This is a genomic window from Bacillus sp. FJAT-29790 (genome assembly GCF_019039215.1).
Classification (GTDB): domain Bacteria; phylum Bacillota; class Bacilli; order Bacillales; family Cytobacillaceae; genus Cytobacillus.
This window is the reverse complement of sequence record NZ_JAHNZZ010000001.1, coordinates 1,890,391-1,909,974: the sequence shown is the minus strand read 5'-3', so window position 1 is coordinate 1,909,974 and position 19,584 is coordinate 1,890,391. Positions and strand designations below refer to the sequence as shown.

The following is a 19,584-nucleotide window of genomic DNA, read 5'->3' as shown; positions in this document are numbered from 1 at the left end:
TTTGATGCAATATTTTTCTATAACCGGAAAGGGCACCCAGAAACGTTGCTGTTATATTCCTGTTATATCCGTAACTGTTTTATAACCTGCCTGTTCTTTTTCTGACGAAAATACATGTTATCATAGGTTTGAAAAGCTAAAGACATGCAAACAGGAGGTTATTTAACATGAAAAAATCAATTTTAGCTTTTGTAGCTGCTACAGCTTTAACTGGAACAGTTGGTACAAGTGTAAAAGCGGAGGAGGTGGTAGTGAAAAAAGGAGATACACTATGGGGATTTTCCAGGCAATATCATGTTTCTGTAGATAAAATTAAAGAATGGAATGGATTAACTTCGAATCTGATTCACCCTAACGAGAAGCTAGAAATCACCCCAAACAAAAAATACATTGTTGAAAAAGGTGACACCCTCTGGAACATTTCTAGACATCATAATGTAACTGTGGATGAGATTAAAAGTTGGAGCAATTTGAATTCAGATATTATTGTTCCGGGACAAGAACTATCCATTATATTGAAAACGAATAATGATGATACTCTTAAACAGGAAGAGATGAAAATTGCTATTAACAATGTTACACCGGTTGAGTCTGTTCAAGCTACAGATGGTTCGAATACAACTGAGTCAAGGCCTACGATTAGTAAAAATCCGACTAAACCTATAGAAATAGAAGGTGTGCGAGAGCTTTCAATGGAAGCTACAGCATATACAGCTAGCTGTGAAGGTTGTTCTGGCATTACTTCGACAGGATTGAACTTAATTGCAAACCCTGACCAAAAAGTGATTTCTGTCGATCCAAGTGTGATTCCATTGGGATCAAAAGTTTTTGTAGAAGGATATGGCGAAGCAATTGCAGGAGATACTGGTGGAGCGATTAAAGGAAATAAAATTGATATCTTTATTCCGTCTAAAGAAGAGGCGCTAAGATGGGGAAGAAAAACAGTGAAGGTTCGAATTCTTAGTAAATAGTTAATTACAGATGGATCTGTATCAAGCAGTAATGGACATATTCAAGCAGTCACTTTTCTAGAAATTCACTTTGTAAATTTTAAGTACTATATACATAATCAGTTTTAATAAATTCATCTGTTTCCTGAACAAGAAGATAAGTTTAAGCAGGAAAGAGCAGCGTTTTTTAACTTTATTCAGCAGAAGTCTCTAAACGATATAAGTGGCGAGATGAATGCAAACAGGTATCCAATTTAGCGAGGGTTCAAACCCCGGCTGAATAAAGTTAAGCCTCCGGCGAGCCTTTCGATTTTTTAAGGAAAATTATCGAGCAATCTAAGGTAAAAATCTGGGCGCAAATATGCCAAGGAGAATTTGATATTAATCATTTTAGAAGGGGATATAAGTGAATGGTTTTAATCATAGGGTTAAGTGTGTTGCTTTTAATTATTGGAATATTAGAAAAAAACAGACACCAAAAGCGTGTAGATTCGATTCCGATTCGAATAAATGTAAATGGTATTAGGGGCAAATCTACGGCAACACGTTTGATTACTGCCGTTTTAGTAGAAGCGGGTTATAAAACCGTTGGAAAAACAACTGGGACATCGGCTCGTATGATGTATTGGAATACGAAAGAAGAAACACCAATCAAAAGAAGATTAGAAGGCCCTAATATTCGAGAACAAAAGATGGTAGTTGAAGATGCTTCAAAATTAGGTGCTGAAGTGCTTGTAAGTGAATGTATGGCAGTAAATCCAGATTATCAAATTGTGTTTCAGGAAAATATGTTACAAGCAAATATTGGTGTTATTGTGAACGTATTAGAAGACCATATGGATGTGATGGGCCCAACACTGAATGAGGTAGCTGAAGCCTTTACGGCAACAATCCCGTACGGCGGTCATTTGATCATCAATGAAAGTCCGTATGTTGATTTTTTCAAAGAGATAGCAAAGCAAAGACAAACGAATGTTATCGTATGTGATACATCGCGAATCCCAGAACAATTCTTATTGCAATTCGAATATTTGGTGTTTCCGGAGAATGCAGCTTTAGCTTTAGCAGTAGCTGATGCGCTAGAAATTGATGAGCAGACGGCTTTTCGAGGGATGCTGAAAGCGAACCCAGATCCAGGGGCAATGACCATTATACCGATTGGTGATAAAAATCAACCTTCTTATTTTGTAAATGGTTTTGCTGCGAACGATGCTACATCTACCTTGAATATTTGGAAAAGGGTTGATGAGTTGAATTATCCAACTAATAATCCTGTTGTGATTATGAATTGTAGACAAGATAGAGTTGACAGAACGGAACAATTCGCGAAAGATGTTTTACCATATATTAAGATGGATGCTCTAGTATTGATTGGAGAGACTACTAGTCCTATTTACAATGAATATCAATTAGGAAATATACAGGCGAATAGAATCTATGATCTTGAAGATTATTCTACTGAAAATATTATAACTGTATTAAAGGAGTATTTTCGTAATCGCGTGATATACGGAGTTGGGAATATCCATGGAGCAGGCGAACCTTTGATTGAGCAAATAGAAGAGTACAAAGTTAATAAAATTGAAGAACATGTATTTGTATAGGGGGAACAAAAGTGGAAGAATCAATATATATGGCTCTAGTAGTTGGGGTTATTCTAAGTTTATTATATGCGGAAAAAACAGGTGTAATGCCTGCCGGATTAGTAGTTCCTGGTTATCTAGCATTAGTTTTTACTAGCCCAATATATATTATTGTTACCTTAATGATTAGTTTATTGACTTTTTTGATTGTGATGAAGATTGTGGCTAGATATACGATTTTATATGGAAAGCGCAAATTTACGGCTATGTTAACAGTTGGGATATTATTAAAACTTGCTGTTGATTATTTTTACCCTATGGCAGTCCCGTTTGGAGCAGTAGAATTAATAGCGATAGGTGTTATTATACCAGGTTTAATTGCGAATACAATTCAAAAGCAAGGTGTTTTACCTACATTCGGCAGTACGTTGGTATTAACAGCTTCTACATTTCTAGTTGTTATGACGTACAATATTATTTTTTAACAAAAGGGGAATCACAATTCAATGAAAGCAGAAGCTAAAAGATTCAGTAAAATAACGATGCTCCCACAATGGATGTTAAAGACGGTTAAATGGCATAAGAAGAGAGCGACAAAGGACGCGATTCTTTCACTGATTCTAATATTTGTAGTCTTATTCCTTAACAAAGTGTTGTGATTAAATGAAATACAGAATATTCTTGTGGCTCATTTTCTTGACTGTGTTATTTATCGTCGGGATGGTGAGCCATTCTTTTATTTCAAGTGAAAAGGAAAGCAAGGGTCCAATAATGTATGATTCTGATCAAACTAGGAAAAAAAAGACGGATTCCAAAGGACTTATCAGTGAAAAAAGTCAAGGATATGGGGTATCTGCGGATAATGAAATAGCCGTAGATATAGGAATGGCAGTACTCAAAAAAGGTGGAAATGCAGTCGATGCAGCTGTGGCCGTTTCATATGCATTAAGTGTGGTCGAACCCTATAATTCGGGACTTGGCGGCGGTGGTTCGATGATTATTCATAAAGAGAAAGGAAAAGAACCGATTGTATATGATTATTATTCCATTTCGCCATTAGATTCCATTCCATTAAGTGGTACAGGAATTATGGGATTTGTGAAAGGTATGGAAAAGTTAAATCAAGATTTAGGAACATTTGATTTAAAAGAATTGATAGAGCCTTCCATTCAATTGGCAGAAAGAGGATTTAAGGCTAAAGAACTTAGTAGAAGGCTAGGTGATGCCTCCAATCGTATAGAAAAGATTGCACATTTTTTCCCAAATGGTCAAGCGATTAGCGAGGGAGATCGAGTTCTTCAAAAAGAATTGGCTAACACCCTTCGTATTATCCAGAAAAAGGGGTCAAATGGATTTTACACAGGAGATATAGCGAAGCAAATTCACAATAAAGTAGAAGAAATTGAATTAAGTGATTTTAGGGATTATAAGGTACTAAAGAAAAAACCGATTAAAAGTGAATTTGATGGGTTTGATGTGTATTCAGCATCTCCTCCATTAGGAGGAATAATGTTAGCGCAATCTTTACAAATGGCAGAGAATTTGGAGATTGGTAAAACGCTAAATGTAGATAAGTATATTCATTTAATGGGACTAATTAATCGCATCAGCTACCAGGATCGGGTTAAGCATATCGGAGATCCTGATTTCGTGGAGATGGATTTAGAAAAGTTAGTGTCTAAGGAATATAGCCAAAAACTAGCATCGAATGTTTCGAAAAGGCATAAATCGCCATTCGATTCGGATGCAGATTTTGAAGATCACGAAAATACGACTCATTTTGTGATTGTTGATAAACAAGGAATGATGGTGTCTGCTACCAATACTCTGAGTAATCTTTTCGGCTCAGGAGAATATGTAGCGGGATTCTTTTTAAATAACCAGTTAAAGAATTTTAGTAATAATCAGAATTCTCCAAATCGAAAGGACGGAGGGAAAAGACCATACAGCTATATAGCTCCTACCATTTTGGTGAAAGATGGGAAAGCTGTAATTGGAATAGGAAGTGCTGGGGGGAATCGAATTACATCCATTATCACTCAAGTATTAATTCAGTACTTAAAGTATGATGTACCCATTGAGGAAGCAATTAATAACCCTCGTTTTTTTATGGAGATGAATAAGGATTACATTATTGTAGAAGGGAAGCTCCCGAATAAGGTAAAAAGAAAATTAAAGAAGTGGGGCTATAAAGTGGTTGATGGGAAATCCTCAAGCTATTTCGGAGGCGTCCAATCTTTAGTTGTTGATAATGGTGTCGTGTATGGTGGAGCAGATAGTCGAAGACAAGGCAATTGGAGAGTACAAAATAAATAGCTAACTGTATAATAATGAGCTGTTCACAGGAACCCACATCTTTAGTAATTTAGAAATTCAACCGTTTAAAATTTTTTCTGGAAAAATGAATCCTTTTATTATTAATAGCAGTATATATTATAAAAACAATATAAATGGGAGGTCGTCATGGGTATCTTAACAAGGTTTAAAGATATTATGGCAAGTAATCTCAATGCATTATTAGATAAGGCTGAAGATCCAGAGAAAATGATTGATCAGTACTTGAGAAATCTTACAAGTGATTTGGGTAAGGTGAAATCTGAGACAGCTTCGATTATGGCGGAAGAACAAAGAGCAAAAAGAACATTAGATGAATGCAAATCAGATAGCGACAAAATGCAGAAATATGCAATAAAGGCATTGGAAGCTGGCAATGATGACGATGCCAGAAAGTTCTTGGAGAAAAAGGCTTCTTTAGTAGCGAAAGAAGCCGAATTACAAGAGGCATACAACTTAGCTTCTTCAAATTCCATTCAAATGAAAAAAATGCACGATAAGCTAGTCTCTGATATCGGTGAGCTGGAATCGCGAAAAGCGATGATTAAAGGGAAAATGGCAGTAGCGAAAACTCAAGAAAGAATAAATAAAATTGGATCATCCATTACAGGTGCTAATCATTCAATCTCGGCTTTCGGAAGAATGGAAGAGAAGGTTAATAGAGCATTGGATGAGGCGAATGCAATGGCGATGTTAAATACAGATCCAAAAGACGACATAAAGGATTTAACGGCTAAATATGATAATAATACAGAAGTAGATGATGAGTTAGCCGCACTAAAAGAAAAATTAAAAAATAAAGAATAAAGTTTACCATGAAAGCTGTAGCTATAGCTACAGCTTTCATGGTAGTAAGGTGCTACCCGCATTTATAATGAGAGGGGAGTTAGGATGGTTATACATTATAAATGCCCAAACTGTGGGGACGACATGGCTTTTAATAGTAATACTGGAATGTTATCCTGCCATAGTTGTGGAAGAGAAGACAACATCGCTGATTTTTCCGAAGATTTGATTTCGGCCGTTTTTTCGGAGGATGAAGCAAAGGAGTATCATTGCGAAAATTGTGGAGCCATCCTGATTACAGAAGCAGAAACTGCGGCGACTACATGCAACTTTTGCGGGGCAGGAGTTGTGCTCGGGGATCGATTATCAGGGGTTATGGCTCCGGCAAAAGTAATTCCCTTTACTATTAGTAAGGAAGAGGCGATTAAGGCTTTTCGGACTTGGTGCAGGAATGGCCGCCTTACGCCAAAGGGATTTATGTCAGCTGATCGAATAAAAAACATTACAGGAATGTATGTTCCATTTTGGCTGTATGATTTAAATACCAAAGTTCAAGTTCATGCACAGGGTACTAAAGTTAGTACTTACACTAGAGGGGATTATATTTATACGGAAACACAATTTTACGATATATTTCGTGACATTAATTTAGATTATATAAAAATTCCTGTTGATGCCTCTGAAAAAATGAATGATCAATTGATGGATAAATTAGAACCCTATCAATATGATCATTTAAAGGATTTTAAAACTCCTTATCTTGCCGGGTATATTGCTGAAAAATATCAATATGATGATGTGGATCTATTTCCGCGTGCTCAATCTAAAATAAAGAATTTTATTGATTCTTATATAAGTTCTACGATTTCAGGCTATTCCACAGTTAGTTATAAGAGTAAACAAATTGATACAAAGAAAACCCGCAGCTTCTATGTCCTTCTTCCGGTCTGGATGGTTTATTATGATTATGATAAATCTGAACATACTTTTGCGATGAATGGCCAAACAGGAAAAGTTGTTGGCAAACCTCCGATTAGCTATGCGAAAGTGGCCATGTGGTTTGGCGGAATTTCAGGCACTACATTGATAACACTAAAATTAATCTCACTGGCTTTAGGAGGTGGATTTTGGTGAAAGGGAAGCAATATCTAAAAATCATTTTGTTTCTGCTTGTATTTTTTTTCTTTGAAATGAACGCCACGATCGCTGCTTCTAATCCAAAGCAACAGATTTATGACTATGCTAGTCTTTTGACAAAAGATGAAATAGGGAAACTAGAATCGATGGCGGAAACATACGGTGTGAAGAGGGAAACGGACATTGTCATTTTAACTACTAATGATACAAAAGGTAAAGACGTTGTAGAATATATGCAGGATTTCTATGATGAAAATGCCCTTGGCTACGATAAGCCTCATGGCAATACCGTCATCTTAACAGTTGATATGCAACATAGAGATGTGTATTTGGCAGGCTTTTATAAAGCTAAAGAATACTTTGATGATTACAGACTTGATTTAATGCGCGAAAAAATAACTCCTGATTTATCAAGCGGAGATTATTATCATGCTTTTCATTCTTACATTCAAACATCCTATCAGTATATGGGGATTAGGCCTGGTGTAGATCCTAATAATATTTTATTAAATCGCTGGTTTCAAATTATAGCCTCCCTTGCAGCAGGCGCAATTGCGGTTAGTGTCATGGCCTATCGCTCTGGAGGTAGGATATCGGTTAATGAAACTACTTACCGAGATATGGATCATTCAACTGTTATTCGAAGACGAGATGATTATGTCAGGACAACAACGACAAAAAGAAAAAAACCACCTGCTAATCCTAATGGGGGAGGAAGAGGCGGTGGTGGTGGGATGTCAAAAGGCGGCCACTCTCATAGTGGGAGCAGAGGGAAATTTTAACTTTATTCAGCAGAAGTTTAAAGGGAAAGGAATTAATCATCTATGGTATTTTTTAAAAATCAATTTGCAAATGTAGTTGAATGGGAAGAGTTTAGAGATGACATGATTTTTTGGAAATGGAGTAATCGGGAGATAAAAAAAGGCAGTAGACTGATTATCCGCCCCGGCCAAGATGCAATCTTTATCAATAACGGAAAAATTGAAGGAATCTTTGCAGATGAAGGTGATTACCATATTGACTCACAGATCATCCCTTTTTTATCAACTTTAAAAGGCTTCAAGTTTGGTTTTAATAGTGGCATGAGGGTGGAAGTTTTATTTGTTAATACGAAAGAGTTTACAGTCAAATGGGGTACGAAGAATGCGATTAACATCCCGACTGCTAAACTACCCGGTGGTATGCCTGTTCGTGCGAATGGGACCTTTAATTTTAATGTCAATGACTATATTGCTTTGATTGATAAAATTGCAGGGGTAAAAAATAGTTATTATGTAGAGGACGTTAAGCTGAGGATTACTTCTATCCTTGATCAGCTTCTTATGAAATGGATTTCAAAAGAAGGGAAAGACATGTTTAATCTTCAGGCAAATGCTTTCGATATTGCCAAAGGCATTCGTGAAGATCTTGATATGGAAATAATTAATAGTGGCATGACGATTACGGGTTTTCATATTATGAGCTTCAGCTATCCGGAAGAAATTCAACATATGATTAATAAAACCGCTTCCCATGAAATGATTGGTGATCTCAATAAATATCAGCAGGTTTCGATGACGGATGGGATATCTTCCGGTAAAGTTAAAGGCGGCGGCGCAGCTTCGGACATGGCGGGCATGATGATGGGGATGAACATAGCCAATGAAATGATGAAAAATATCAATAAAAACCAAGATGCCACAGCACAAGCAAATAATCCTACCCAAGAAACTCAAAGACTCAACTTCTGCCCAAATTGCGGAGAAAAAACGGGAGGAGCCAATTTCTGCTCTAAATGTGGTCAGAAATTAGTGTAATATCATGATTAACCTTCCCAAAGGATAAATATAATTTGATTTATTTGGCAATTATTAAATGGGGCTGTCTCCATAAGTCAGTTTAATTCTGACGTATGGAGCCAGCCCCATTTAATAGATATTACAAAAAATCAATACTTGAAGCTCTAAAATATCCTCTTCTTATTTTGCTCTTCTTTCAAAATCTCAACTGCTTCACGGAAGCGTTGCGCATGAATAATTTCACGCTCACGTAAAAATCTCAAGCTATCATTTATATCTACATCATCACTCATGTTAATAATCCACTGGTAAGTCGCCCGTGCCTTTTCCTCTGCGGCAATATCTTCATATAGGTCTGCAATCGGATCGCCTTTCGCTTGAAGATACGTTACTGTAAATGGATTACCTGCAGCACTTTCATAGTATAGGGCTTTCTCGTGGGCTGCGTAATGTCCACCGAGCCCTGCTGCTTTCATCTGTTCCGGTGTCGCGTCCTTTGTAAGCTTATACACCATTGTAGCTATCATTTCTAGATGCGCGAATTCCTCCGTTCCAATATCTGTGAGAAGACCGATGACTCTGTCCGGTATTGAATAGCGCTGATTTAAGTATCTTAGGGCAGCTGCAAGCTCGCCATCTGCTCCCCCGTACTGCTCTATTAAAAATTTCGCTAGCTTCGGATTACATGTGCCTACACGAACGGGATATTGCAGTTTCTTTTCATATACCCACATACTTTATCTTCCCCTCCTTCTGGTCTATCCCCTCGATTTGCAAAACAAAATTATATGGCGCATTTCGTTATTCATTAGAATTTAGACCTTTTAAAGTACCTAAAATAGAAATTAACGAAATCGGCAACTCGCCGATTTCTCCCAGTCACTCTTCAAACCTTTCACATCTAAACCTGCCATGGCCAAGGGGCGTCGTCCCAATTCCACGGGGAGCCAGAATAGCTGTGGCCAAACTGCATAAGCGGACCGTAATTGCTTTCAATCGCCTTTTTTATTTTCCTGCGTTCACCTACATAATGGTTGAATTGTTTAATGGCTTCTTCGTCTCCGTTGTGGGTATCAAGGTATAATGTGAGTTCAACTAAAACAAAATCAACTGTCTGGAGTTGTTCTAATAACTGGTAGTATTCGGCTGGAAGCTGTTTCATGAAGATGGTCCCCCTTTTGGCTTCTCGTATGGACCATAATAAGGATCGTAGAAAGCTTTCCATAATGTCCCGGCCCTTAATGCATCCATAGGTGAGAACTGAGGAAGATTTGGCGGTTGAAAGCCCATATATAAGTGTGGAGGCGTGGAATAGTGTTTCACCTTTATTGGTGGACAAGGATCATAAGGGCTTACATAGGGATAATAAGCTTTTTTATGTGTATACATACAAAATCCCTCCTTTAAAATGCGTCATTCAATCTTATGACTACATTTCTTCTTTCATGTTAGAATTTCGCATAATTTTTGCCGGTATAATCTAATCCCATCGAGCAAAAAAAAGAAAATCCCCTCATACAATTTGTATGGGGAGGGATATATTTGTTAAGAAAAATATTACAATTAATAACTGGATTTCTCTGCGGGTATTTATTTATTATCTGGTTTCCGATTTCTTTTCCTGCGGAGTTATCGAATATGATCGTTGCTGTTGTTTTAAAACCTTTTGAGTTTTTTGCTGCCATGCTGGTTTTTGTGGTAGGTTTTTTGACAAATGCGGAAATCATCCGTGAAGGTATTATTCTAACAGTTAATTTCTTTTGTTTTCGAAAATTAAGTAAATTAAAACTGTTAATGAATTGCCTGATCTTGATTAGCTTTTTTGTTTTATTTAAGCTCGGCTTTTGGGAGACGGTCGTTTTTTTCTGTTTTTCCTTCATTTATGGTATTATTTCTTTAGATTTCAAGAAACTTAAGATTGCTGAAGATAGGTAACTAAGGGCAGGAGGAAATATGGTATTTTTTGTTGTATTCGCTTTACTATTTGGAATTGGACTTTTTTTGTTTATGTTGAAGGAAGCGTACGCTGATCGGGTTATACAAAGCGAAGTTTTTTTCCCGGATTTGCCAAAAAGCTTAGGAGAAGTAAAAATATTTTTTATATCAGATATACATAAAAGAATCATCTCCGATAAAATTATTCAAGAAGTAAAGGGCATGAAAGCCGATATGGTAATCATTGGCGGGGACTTAATGGAAAAAGGAGTTCCTTTTGAAAGAGTAAAAAACAATCTGTTGAAATTGAAAACACTTGGTCCTGTTTATTTTGTATGGGGAAATAATGATTATGAAGTAGATTTTCGTGAATTGGACGCCATGCTGTTAGATACAGGTGTCAAGATTCTAGACAATACCGCGATATCTTTTGAATCATCAGAGGGTGATCGCTTCATAATAATGGGAACGGATGATTTGAACCAAAAGCGGGACCGGCTTGATCTAGCTTTAGAGGATGCCGGCGACAACGGTTTTAAAGTTTTAGTTAGCCATAACCCGAAAATAACCCGAAAAATAAAAAAAGAACATCAAATCCGACTCGTTTTAAGCGGTCATACACATGGCGGCCAAATTCATATTTTTGGCTATAGCCCATATGAAAAAGGGACGATAAAAGCATTGGAGAATACGACATTATTGATAAGTAACGGTTATGGTACAACTGCCCTACCATTAAGACTCGGAGCAAAGGCAGAAACCCATCTCATTATCCTGAAAAATGGGTAAAGTCATTATTTAAGGCTGTTTTTGTACCTTTGTTGTTTTTTAGTGTGACTTTATATAACAATCTGAGTTGATTGCAGCGGAGATCAACGGGCAAACTTTGAAAGCCAAAAAACAACTAAATATGTGAATATAGCCTAATTTAAAGAGGGCGTATCAATGGTCTGTGAAAAAATGGTGCATAGACTAAAAAAATTGGACGACTCACCATCCATTGTTTATTTCATACACTAAACATAAGAGTTGGTTCACGGCAGGGGGCATTAGTATGCGCTTGGAACGTTTGAATTATAATAAGATCAAGATCTTTCTAACGATGGATGATTTATCTGAAAGAGGACTTACTAAAGATGATGTTTTGAAAGACTCTTTGAAATGGCACCAGCTTTTTCATGACATGCTCGAGGAAGCAAGCACCGAGTTTGGCGTGGAAATTCATGGCTCTGTAGCAGTAGAAATTTTTTCTATGCAGGCCCAGGGTATGATTATGATTGTAACAATGGATGAACAGGAAGATGAGGATCAGCTTGATGACGGATTTATCGAAATGCAAGTGACGATCGAGGGCAGTGAAGAAATCCTCTTTAAACTTCAAGAATTTGAAGATGCCATCCAACTCGCCAAACGCCTTGCGATCATCAATATTACAAACGGCAGCCTTTATTCCTTTAAGGATCATTACTATTTCCATCTTTCAAAAAGTGATAAGGAAGACTCAAACAGGATAGTCGCTATCTTGGCTGAATTCGGGAATCCATCGATGGTAAGTATTCATATTTTGCAAGAATACGGAAATGAAATCATAAAAGATCAAGCAGTTGAAAAGCTCGTGCGTTTTTTTAAGTAGTAGGCTTGTGGTCTAGTCGAGGGTTCGATTTACCTTCCGAGAGTCGGGTTTTGCATTCACAAAAAAGGCTCCCTTCGACGTACAGGACAAGGAAAGCTTCGGTAGCAATAACATCGCACGAAGAAAAAGTGAATTTCTTTTTCGAGGACGTGGCGTTTTTGTCGTCCAGGCAAATTCGCCCAGCTAATTTATATTTATCAACAGTAGTCATTAACAAATCCAAGTAGTAAAGTTGAGAACTCAATAGGATCTGACCCCGCTCAAAAATCCGATATAGAATATATTTTTATTGTGGGGTCTGACACTATGGTTTTAATCCTCTATTCGATGTTTTTCTTAGATGGTTTTGTTAAAAAATACTTATAACATTAGGGCTGGGAGCGTTTACATAAAGTTATCAAAAAATGCGGAAAAGTCGTCTTTTTATCTTGCATAAATTAAACAAAGGTGTATACTATGTCATGAAAGCGACAACAAATGAAAGTGATATTTCTAGGAGGGTTACAAATGGTAGCCGATAACGGTACTGAACAGACAAATAAAGAAGACAAGCTTGACGTGTTAAAGTCAACACAAACTGTCATTCACAAGGCATTGGAAAAGCTAGGATATTCGGATGAAGTGTACGAGCTGTTAAAAGAGCCGCTTCGAATGATGACAGTTAAAATTCCTATCCGCATGGATGATGGCACTGTGAAAGTCTTTACTGGCTACCGGGCTCAGCATAATGATGCAGTCGGTCCAACAAAAGGTGGAATTCGTTTTCATCCAAATGTAACGGAAAAGGAAGTCAAGGCACTTTCTATTTGGATGAGTTTAAAGTGTGGGATTGTTGATCTTCCATATGGTGGAGGTAAAGGCGGGATTATCTGTGATCCGCGAAATATGTCCTTCCGTGAATTAGAAGCATTAAGTCGTGGGTATGTACGTGCGATTAGTCAAATTGTTGGCCCGACAAAGGATATTCCTGCACCGGATGTGTTTACAAATTCACAAATTATGGCTTGGATGATGGATGAGTACAGCAGAATGGATGAGTTTAATTCACCTGGATTTATTACTGGAAAGCCAATCGTATTAGGTGGTTCCCATGGCCGTGAATCAGCGACAGCTAAAGGGGTAACAATCTGTATTAATGAAGCTGCCAAAAAACGAGGCATCGAGTTAAAAGGTGCACGAGTCGTTGTCCAAGGATTTGGAAACGCGGGAAGCTTCTTATCTAAATTTCTACATGATGCTGGAGCAAAAGTGATTGGTATTTCCGATGCTTATGGTGCTCTACACGATCCTGATGGACTTGATATTGATTATTTACTGGACCGCCGCGACAGCTTTGGTACGGTAACGAATCTATTTAATGATACAATTACAAACAAAGAGCTTTTGGAATTAGATTGTGATATTTTAGTTCCAGCTGCAATTGAAAACCAAATTACAGAAGAAAATGCCCATAACATAAAAGCAAGCATTGTCGTGGAAGCGGCAAATGGTCCAACAACATTAGAAGCAACTCAAATTCTAACTGAACGTGGAATTTTGCTTGTACCAGATGTGCTTGCATCTGCAGGCGGAGTAACTGTTTCTTATTTTGAATGGGTACAAAACAATCAGGGGTATTATTGGTCTGAGGAAGAAATTGCGGAGAAGCTGGAAAAGGTTATGATTCAATCTTTCGCGAATATTTATGAAACAGCCCATTCACGCCGTGTAGATATGCGTCTAGCTGCTTATATGGTCGGTGTTCGAAAAATGGCTGAAGCATCTAGATTCCGCGGCTGGGTTTAAGTACATGAATTGAATTTTTTTGGGGAATCTCCTATCATGAGTGATAGGGGATTTTTTGTTTTGGCTGTTTTCTAAATGAATGTTGTTTTTAAATAGGACTTGAATGACGTTGATTAGAGCGGAAGGTGCGAGATCCTCAAAATGCATCCGCATTTTTTCGTGCGGTGTTAATTCACGGATGCTTATTCAATGTCCTGCGGGAGCAGCGGGACAGGTGAGACCCCACAGGCTTAATGCTTGAGGAGGCTCACCGCCCGCCCCGCGGAAAGCGAGCATCCTGGAGCGGAAATCAACTAGACCTTTTTTTGGTTAAATGGCAACAAAGTTTACGAAAACAGTATTTGTTTTATAAAATCATTTTTGAAGGTGAATAAATTGAGAAGAGAAGATGCGGTAATTGTTGGTGGGGGTCCTTGTGGTTTAGCGGCTGCGATCTCACTTCAGGATATCGGTAAAAAACCGCTTGTGATTGAAAAAGGCAATATTGTCAATGCGATTTATCATTACCCTACACACCAAACCTTTTTTAGTACGAGTGAGAAATTGGAAATTGGGGACATACCTTTTATTACTGTCGACTATAAACCGAGAAGAAACGAAGCTCTTTCCTATTACCGGGAAGTCGTAAAAAGGAAAAACATAAAGATAAATGCATATGAAAAGGTAATAAAGGTGACGAAACAAGCGGATAATGAATTTATCATCACGACCGATAAGGATCAATATGTTACTAGTCATGTCATCGTTGCAACAGGTTATTATGATCATCCTAACTTTATGAATGTGCCTGGTGAGGATTTATCGAAAGTTTTTCATTATTTTAAAGAAGGTCATCCATATTTTGAGAAGGATGTTGTCGTTGTAGGCGGGAAGAATTCAAGCGTTGATGCTGCACTAGAATTAGTAAAGGCTGGTGCTAGGGTTACAGTCATTTATCGTGGCAGCGAATATTCTCCGAGTATAAAACCATGGATACTACCCGAATTTGACTCTTTAGTAAGAAGTGACGTCATTAAGATGGAGTTTAATTCCCACCTTAAAGAAATTCATAATGACAAAGTTGTCTACACGAAAAATGAAGAATTGTTCGAGATTAAAAACGATTTTGTTTTTGCCATGACAGGCTATCATCCTGATCATAGTTTTCTAAAGGGGATGGGCATCAAGATTGATGCCGAGTCCGGTAGGCCAATATTTGATGATGAAACGATGGAAACCAATGTCGAAGGAATTTTTATTGCGGGCGTGATCGCCGCAGGAAACAATGCAAACGAGATTTTCATCGAAAACGGCCGCTTCCATGGGGGACAAATCGCCGAAACGATAAAAAAAAGAGAAAATGAATGTAAGCAATAATAAAATGTCTGCAGGGATTGTGTTAATTTATAATATAAAAGAAATCGGCTAACTCGCCGATTTCTCCCATTTTCCCCTCTAGTCTTAGAACCTAGACCTGAAACATTTCTTCGATTTCTTTGGTGTTATTTGTACTTGCCAAGCCAATAAGGAGTTTGATTCTCGCCTTTTGCCCATTTAAACCATTTGAAAAAATGACGCCTAAGTCTTTTAAATGTTTTCCTCCACCTTCATAGCTATATACGTCCTGAGCAATGCCGTTAAAGCAGCGGGAAACGATGACAACAGGGATGTTTTTTTCAACAAGCGCCGTAATCCCTTCGACTGTAGCTGGAGGCAGATTTCCTTGCCCAAGAGCTTCAATAACGACCCCGTGATATTGTAAATCTCTAATTGCAAATAGCAGAGTTGAATCCATTCCGGCGTGAGCTTTGATTAAGGCAACACGCTTTGACACATCGTTAATTTGGTAGTATTCATAGTTTGTAGGAACGTGATGGAAAAAAACACCCCTTTTTGTGACGATTCCAATTGGCCCATATTGTGGACTCTGAAAGGTGGAAACATTACTTGTATGTGTTTTTGTCACGTTTTCCGCGGTGTGAATCTCATCATTGAGGACAACAAGAACCCCTTTATTCTTCGCATCATCACAGGAAGCAACCCTTATCGATGAGATTAAATTATAAAGGCCGTCAGCCCCGATTTCATTGCTTGAACGCATCGCCCCTGTAACGACAACTGGCAGGGAGGCGCGGATAGTAAGTTGAAGGAAATAGGCAGTTTCCTCTAATGTATCTGTACCATGTGTAATGACAACGCCTGAGATCTCTTGTGATTCCGAATATCTCTCAATAATTTCCTTAAGCTCATACATTTCATTAGGTGTAATATGAGGGGAAGGAAGGTGGAATGGTTCCTCAATGACTATTTCAGCAAGTGACAATAATTCTTTTGTTTTTTCAGTTAGCGGGTTACTTTCCGTTGGTTTCACAGCTCCAGTCGATGCATCTTCACTCATTGATATTGTTCCGCCAGTATGTATAATAAGAATTTTTTTCTTATCCATCGCGTTTAATCCTCCGAATTTTCTGATATTTACCACCTATTAATTATATAGGAAAATGTTTTCTTTTTCTAGATCAAGAAAAACGCATTTTCTTTCTCCACAACTCATGTTACGATGAAACAAACAGTTTGAAAAGAGGGCAGCTCATGCTTGGAATATTATCTGCGGGGATTGCCCCAGGACTTGCTCTATTAAGCTACTTTTATTTAAAAGATCAATATGGCTCTGAGCCAGTTTATATGGTGTTTAAAACTTTTTTGTTCGGTGCGCTGCTTGTATTTCCGATCATGTTTATTCAGTATGTGCTTGAAACTGAAAATATGCTTCGATCTAGTTTTATTACTGCGTTTCTCGTTTCGGGTATGCTAGAGGAATTCTTTAAATGGTTTATATTATTTTATTTAGTCTATCAGCATGTTGAATTTGATGAGCCCTATGATGGGATTGTATATGGTGCTTCTGTTTCGTTAGGCTTTGCAACGGCAGAGAATATTTTTTATCTTATTGCTCATGGGATGGAACATGCAATCGGGAGAGCACTGCTTCCTGTATCTAGTCATGCATTATTTGGCGTGATTATGGGTTATTATATTGGTAAAGGGAAATTCGCAGCAAACGTTAAATACAAATGGATTCTATTCTCGCTGTTCCTTCCATTCGTTCTTCATGGCACATATGATTTCATTTTACTCACTCAAGAAAAATGGCTGTTATATATGTTTCCATTCATGATTTTTCTCTGGTGGCTAGGCCTTAGAAAAGTGAAAATGGCACGGGCATTAAGCGCACAGCATTTTGAAAATCAGCTTAATTTCTAAAAACTCTTCATTCGTTAGAATGAGGAGTTTTTTTGTTGTTATTCAAAATTACCGGAGAGAAATTGCATAAAAAAACCAGCCAATACAAAATATAGAGTTAATGTTAAAAAAGATTTACTTTGGAGGTTTCAATCCATGAAAAAGAACTTGTTGGTTACGAAAGTATTTCTCATCATTTCTGTTTGTGTGCTATTTTTTCCGATGAGCGGGAATGAGGAAAAGGCGAGCGCTTTTACAAACCAAGTCATCCAGAAAGGAGCAGTAGGGGATGATGTGATTGAGCTGCAATCCAGGCTTCAATATCTCAGCTTTTATAATGGGAAAATTGATGGCGTATTCGGATGGGGCACATACTGGGCTTTGAGAAATTTCCAATATGAATATGGATTGCCAATTGACGGAATCGCAGGGCAGGATACGAAGAATAAACTTGTGAAGGCATCAAATTACAACAAGCAATTTGTTAAAGAGCAGATGAAAAAAGGGAATAAATTTACCCATTATGGCGGCGTTTCTCTAGAAAAGCAGGTGAAGCCTTCAGCGGGTACAAAGGGAGCCCCAAAAGCGAAGCCCAAAGCACCTGCAAAGCAAAAACCAACAGCAGCCAACATGCCAAGCGGTTTTACGCAGAATGATATTCAGTTGATGGCCAATGCTGTGTACGGTGAATCAAGAGGAGAGCCTTATACGGGTCAAGTTGCAGTAGCTGCTGTGATTTTAAACCGGGTAAATAGTTCGAGTTTCCCGAATACTGTAGCTGGCGTGATTTTTGAACCGCGGGCGTTTACAGCAGTAGCTGACGGGCAAATTTGGCTAACGCCGAATGAAAGAGCGAAAGAAGCCGTACTGGATGCGATAAATGGCTGGGATCCAACAGGAAATGCACTATATTATTTCAATCCGGCAACGGCAACAAGCGGATGGATTTGGTCACGCCCGCAAATTAAGCAAATTGGCAAACATATTTTCTGTAAATAGAGGGGTGAAGAATATTGCTTAGAGGAATACTGATTGGAGTACTAACATTAGGCGTGGCAGGGACGGCTTTCTGGGGTTACCAAGAACATCGCGAAAAAAATGCAATTTTAATAAATGCAGAAAATAATTATCAAAGAGCTTTTCATGATTTAACCTATCATGTTGATGTACTGCATGATAAAATCGGATCCACATTGGCAATGAATTCAAGGGCATCGCTTTCCCCGGCTTTGGCAGAGGTTTGGAGACTCACATCCGAGGCCCATTCAAATGTAGGTCAGCTCCCATTAGGGTTATTGCCTTTTAACAAGACAGAAGAGTTCCTTTCTAGAATCGGGGAATTTAGTTATAGGACGGCTGTAAGGGATCTTGATAAAGAGCCGCTATCAGATAAAGAATATCAATCATTAAAGACGTTATATACGCAGGCAGAGGGGATTCAACAGGAATTGCGTAAAGTTCAGCAGCTGTCGCTTAAGAATAATCTGCGCTGGATGGACGTGGAGATGGCGCTTGCTTCGGGGAAAGAAGCAACAGATAATACGATTATCGATGGGTTTAAAACTGTTGACAAAACGGTTGAAGGGTATGGAGAAACGGATTTTGGGCCTACATTTGTAAGTAATGAGAAAAAAGATACAGACTTTAAATATTTACAAGGAAAAACAATTACCGAAGAAGAGGCGGTTAATGAGGCAAAAAAATATGCGGCCCTCGGAAATAATGTGAATCTTAATATCACGGAAAATGGGAATGGTTCTAAATATGGTTTCTTTAGCGTTACCATTCAAGATAAAAAAACAAAACAAGAAGCTAGTATGGATATAACTAAGATAGGCGGATATCCCATTTGGTATATTCTTTCACGTGACGTTAAAAAGCAATCCATCAGTCTAAACGAGGCAAGTAACAAAGCGATTCGTTTTTTGAAGGAAAATGGATTTAAAGAGCTTGATTTATTCGATAGTGCTCAATACGACAATATCGGTGTATTTACGTTTGTTTCGCGTCAAGATAACATCAGAATATACCCAGATGCGATAAAAGTGAAAGTTGCCTTGGATAATGGGCAAATGATTGGCTTATCAGCGGGCGATTATTTGCAATCAAACCATAAAAGAGATATTCCGAAACCGGTCATCTCACGCGAAGACGCACGGAAAAAAATCAATCTTCAAGTGAAAATCATGGAAGAAGGATTAGCGATTATCGATAATGATCTTAATCACGAGGTTCTTTGCTACGAGTTTTTTGGTGTGCTAGGAGATGATACGTATCGCATTTATATAAATGCTGAAAATGGACATGAAGAAAAGGTTGAAAAACTGAAAAATGCAGAGCCGATATTTGAGGGTGTTGTGTGAAGGGAAAGCCATTTGGCTTTTCCTTATTTATTGGCTAAATTATTGATTAATGTTGATATATGTAAACTATTTATTAAG

The 19,584-nt window shown here is 37.9% G+C and carries 21 protein-coding genes; 17 read left to right on the top strand and 4 right to left on the bottom strand.

All coding sequences use genetic code 11. The features are described 5' to 3' along the window. Positions 1-167: 167 nt before the first annotated feature. From BGM26_RS09085 to BGM26_RS09045, 9 genes are all read left to right on the top strand, one after another. Positions 168-971 carry a LysM peptidoglycan-binding and 3D domain-containing protein gene (locus BGM26_RS09085; protein WP_217039513.1) on the top strand — a complete coding sequence of 268 codons (804 nt, stop codon included), beginning with the start codon at positions 168-170 and terminating at the stop codon, positions 969-971. Between the two features lie 389 nt (positions 972-1,360). Continuing rightward, the gene (gene pgsB / locus BGM26_RS09080) at positions 1,361-2,554 is read left to right on the top strand and encodes a poly-gamma-glutamate synthase PgsB (protein WP_217039512.1); all 1,194 of its coding nucleotides are present in this window, start codon (positions 1,361-1,363) and stop codon (positions 2,552-2,554) included. Positions 2,555-2,583: 29 nt separating this feature from the next. Further along, entirely contained in the window at positions 2,584-3,018 is a 435-nt protein-coding gene (pgsC, locus tag BGM26_RS09075) for a poly-gamma-glutamate biosynthesis protein PgsC (protein ID WP_217040720.1), read from the top strand. A gap of 21 nt (positions 3,019-3,039) precedes the next feature. Then, positions 3,040-3,192, top strand: a complete 153-nt coding sequence (locus BGM26_RS09070; protein ID WP_217039511.1) for a hypothetical protein — start codon at positions 3,040-3,042, stop codon at positions 3,190-3,192. 4 nt (positions 3,193-3,196) lie between these two features. Further along, positions 3,197-4,849, top strand: coding sequence for a gamma-glutamyltransferase (gene ggt / locus BGM26_RS09065; protein WP_217039510.1), 1,653 nt, complete (start codon positions 3,197-3,199; stop codon positions 4,847-4,849). A 147-nt stretch (positions 4,850-4,996) separates the two neighbouring features. After that, complete coding sequence (locus BGM26_RS09060) at positions 4,997-5,674, top strand: PspA/IM30 family protein (protein WP_217039509.1); 678 nt, start codon at positions 4,997-4,999, stop codon at positions 5,672-5,674. Positions 5,675-5,758: 84 nt separating this feature from the next. Further along, positions 5,759-6,787 (top strand): TFIIB-type zinc ribbon-containing protein, encoded by a 1,029-nt coding sequence (locus tag BGM26_RS09055; protein WP_217039508.1) that lies wholly within the window; start codon positions 5,759-5,761, stop codon positions 6,785-6,787. Further along, positions 6,784-7,572, top strand: coding sequence for a TPM domain-containing protein (locus tag BGM26_RS09050; RefSeq protein ID WP_367949289.1), 789 nt, complete (start codon positions 6,784-6,786; stop codon positions 7,570-7,572). The genes BGM26_RS09055 and BGM26_RS09050 overlap by 4 nt, the downstream gene beginning before the upstream one ends. A gap of 42 nt (positions 7,573-7,614) precedes the next feature. Next, positions 7,615-8,586 (top strand): SPFH domain-containing protein, encoded by a 972-nt coding sequence (locus tag BGM26_RS09045; RefSeq protein WP_217039507.1) that lies wholly within the window; start codon positions 7,615-7,617, stop codon positions 8,584-8,586. A 146-nt stretch (positions 8,587-8,732) separates the two neighbouring features. On the opposite strand, the gene BGM26_RS09040 is transcribed toward BGM26_RS09045, so the two are convergent. The 3 genes from BGM26_RS09040 to BGM26_RS09030 form a co-directional block, all read right to left on the bottom strand. Next, complete coding sequence (locus tag BGM26_RS09040; protein ID WP_217039506.1) at positions 8,733-9,302, bottom strand: manganese catalase family protein; 570 nt, start codon at positions 9,300-9,302, stop codon at positions 8,733-8,735. Positions 9,303-9,469: 167 nt separating this feature from the next. Further along, on the bottom strand, positions 9,470-9,730 hold the full coding sequence (locus tag BGM26_RS09035) for a spore coat protein CotJB (protein WP_217039505.1): 261 nt from the start codon (positions 9,728-9,730) through the stop codon (positions 9,470-9,472). After that, complete coding sequence (locus BGM26_RS09030; protein ID WP_217039504.1) at positions 9,727-9,957, bottom strand: spore coat associated protein CotJA; 231 nt, start codon at positions 9,955-9,957, stop codon at positions 9,727-9,729. Before BGM26_RS09030 ends, BGM26_RS09035 begins: the two co-directional genes overlap by 4 nt. A gap of 153 nt (positions 9,958-10,110) precedes the next feature. Here BGM26_RS09030 and BGM26_RS09025 point away from each other — a divergent pair, with 153 nt between their 5' ends. The 5 genes from BGM26_RS09025 (at position 10,111) to BGM26_RS09005 (ending at position 15,277) form a co-directional block, all read left to right on the top strand. Continuing rightward, positions 10,111-10,503 (top strand): hypothetical protein, encoded by a 393-nt coding sequence (locus BGM26_RS09025; protein WP_217039503.1) that lies wholly within the window; start codon positions 10,111-10,113, stop codon positions 10,501-10,503. A gap of 18 nt (positions 10,504-10,521) precedes the next feature. Next, positions 10,522-11,292, top strand: coding sequence for a metallophosphoesterase (locus BGM26_RS09020; RefSeq protein WP_217039502.1), 771 nt, complete (start codon positions 10,522-10,524; stop codon positions 11,290-11,292). Positions 11,293-11,557: 265 nt separating this feature from the next. Further along, entirely contained in the window at positions 11,558-12,136 is a 579-nt protein-coding gene (locus tag BGM26_RS09015) for a genetic competence negative regulator (protein WP_217039501.1), read from the top strand. Positions 12,137-12,643: 507 nt separating this feature from the next. Next, positions 12,644-13,921, top strand: coding sequence for a Glu/Leu/Phe/Val family dehydrogenase (locus BGM26_RS09010; RefSeq protein ID WP_217039500.1), 1,278 nt, complete (start codon positions 12,644-12,646; stop codon positions 13,919-13,921). A 375-nt stretch (positions 13,922-14,296) separates the two neighbouring features. Further along, positions 14,297-15,277, top strand: coding sequence for a YpdA family putative bacillithiol disulfide reductase (locus BGM26_RS09005; protein WP_217039499.1), 981 nt, complete (start codon positions 14,297-14,299; stop codon positions 15,275-15,277). A gap of 91 nt (positions 15,278-15,368) precedes the next feature. On the opposite strand, the gene BGM26_RS09000 is transcribed toward BGM26_RS09005, so the two are convergent. After that, the gene (locus BGM26_RS09000) at positions 15,369-16,346 is read right to left on the bottom strand and encodes an asparaginase (RefSeq protein ID WP_217039498.1); all 978 of its coding nucleotides are present in this window, start codon (positions 16,344-16,346) and stop codon (positions 15,369-15,371) included. Between the two features lie 146 nt (positions 16,347-16,492). On the opposite strand from BGM26_RS09000, the gene prsW reads away from it, so the two are divergent. The 3 genes from prsW to ypeB all read left to right on the top strand — a co-directional run bounded on the left by prsW (position 16,493) and on the right by ypeB (position 19,506). Continuing rightward, positions 16,493-17,164: a glutamic-type intramembrane protease PrsW gene (gene prsW / locus BGM26_RS08995; RefSeq protein ID WP_217039497.1), complete on the top strand. Its 672-nt coding sequence runs from the start codon at positions 16,493-16,495 to the stop codon at positions 17,162-17,164. Positions 17,165-17,299: 135 nt separating this feature from the next. Then, positions 17,300-18,142 carry a spore cortex-lytic enzyme gene (sleB, locus tag BGM26_RS08990; RefSeq protein ID WP_217039496.1) on the top strand — a complete coding sequence of 281 codons (843 nt, stop codon included), beginning with the start codon at positions 17,300-17,302 and terminating at the stop codon, positions 18,140-18,142. Positions 18,143-18,156: 14 nt separating this feature from the next. Continuing rightward, positions 18,157-19,506 carry a germination protein YpeB gene (gene ypeB, locus BGM26_RS08985; RefSeq protein ID WP_217039495.1) on the top strand — a complete coding sequence of 450 codons (1,350 nt, stop codon included), beginning with the start codon at positions 18,157-18,159 and terminating at the stop codon, positions 19,504-19,506. The last annotated feature ends 78 nt before the right edge of the window (positions 19,507-19,584 follow it).

Coding starts and splice junctions, on each gene's coding strand:
- BGM26_RS09085 (WP_217039513.1), top strand. CDS start 168: ATGAAAAAATCAATTTTAGCTTTTGTAGCTGCTACAGCTTTAACTGGA.
- pgsB (WP_217039512.1), top strand. CDS start 1,361: ATGGTTTTAATCATAGGGTTAAGTGTGTTGCTTTTAATTATTGGAATA.
- pgsC (WP_217040720.1), top strand. CDS start 2,584: ATGGCTCTAGTAGTTGGGGTTATTCTAAGTTTATTATATGCGGAAAAA.
- BGM26_RS09070 (WP_217039511.1), top strand. CDS start 3,040: ATGAAAGCAGAAGCTAAAAGATTCAGTAAAATAACGATGCTCCCACAA.
- ggt (WP_217039510.1), top strand. CDS start 3,197: ATGAAATACAGAATATTCTTGTGGCTCATTTTCTTGACTGTGTTATTT.
- BGM26_RS09060 (WP_217039509.1), top strand. CDS start 4,997: ATGGGTATCTTAACAAGGTTTAAAGATATTATGGCAAGTAATCTCAAT.
- BGM26_RS09055 (WP_217039508.1), top strand. CDS start 5,759: ATGGTTATACATTATAAATGCCCAAACTGTGGGGACGACATGGCTTTT.
- BGM26_RS09045 (WP_217039507.1), top strand. CDS start 7,615: ATGGTATTTTTTAAAAATCAATTTGCAAATGTAGTTGAATGGGAAGAG.
- BGM26_RS09040 (WP_217039506.1), bottom strand. CDS start 9,302: ATGTGGGTATATGAAAAGAAACTGCAATATCCCGTTCGTGTAGGCACA.
- BGM26_RS09035 (WP_217039505.1), bottom strand. CDS start 9,730: ATGAAACAGCTTCCAGCCGAATACTACCAGTTATTAGAACAACTCCAG.
- BGM26_RS09030 (WP_217039504.1), bottom strand. CDS start 9,957: ATGTATACACATAAAAAAGCTTATTATCCCTATGTAAGCCCTTATGAT.
- BGM26_RS09020 (WP_217039502.1), top strand. CDS start 10,522: ATGGTATTTTTTGTTGTATTCGCTTTACTATTTGGAATTGGACTTTTT.
- BGM26_RS09015 (WP_217039501.1), top strand. CDS start 11,558: ATGCGCTTGGAACGTTTGAATTATAATAAGATCAAGATCTTTCTAACG.
- BGM26_RS09010 (WP_217039500.1), top strand. CDS start 12,644: ATGGTAGCCGATAACGGTACTGAACAGACAAATAAAGAAGACAAGCTT.
- BGM26_RS09000 (WP_217039498.1), bottom strand. CDS start 16,346: ATGGATAAGAAAAAAATTCTTATTATACATACTGGCGGAACAATATCA.
- prsW (WP_217039497.1), top strand. CDS start 16,493: ATGCTTGGAATATTATCTGCGGGGATTGCCCCAGGACTTGCTCTATTA.
- sleB (WP_217039496.1), top strand. CDS start 17,300: ATGAAAAAGAACTTGTTGGTTACGAAAGTATTTCTCATCATTTCTGTT.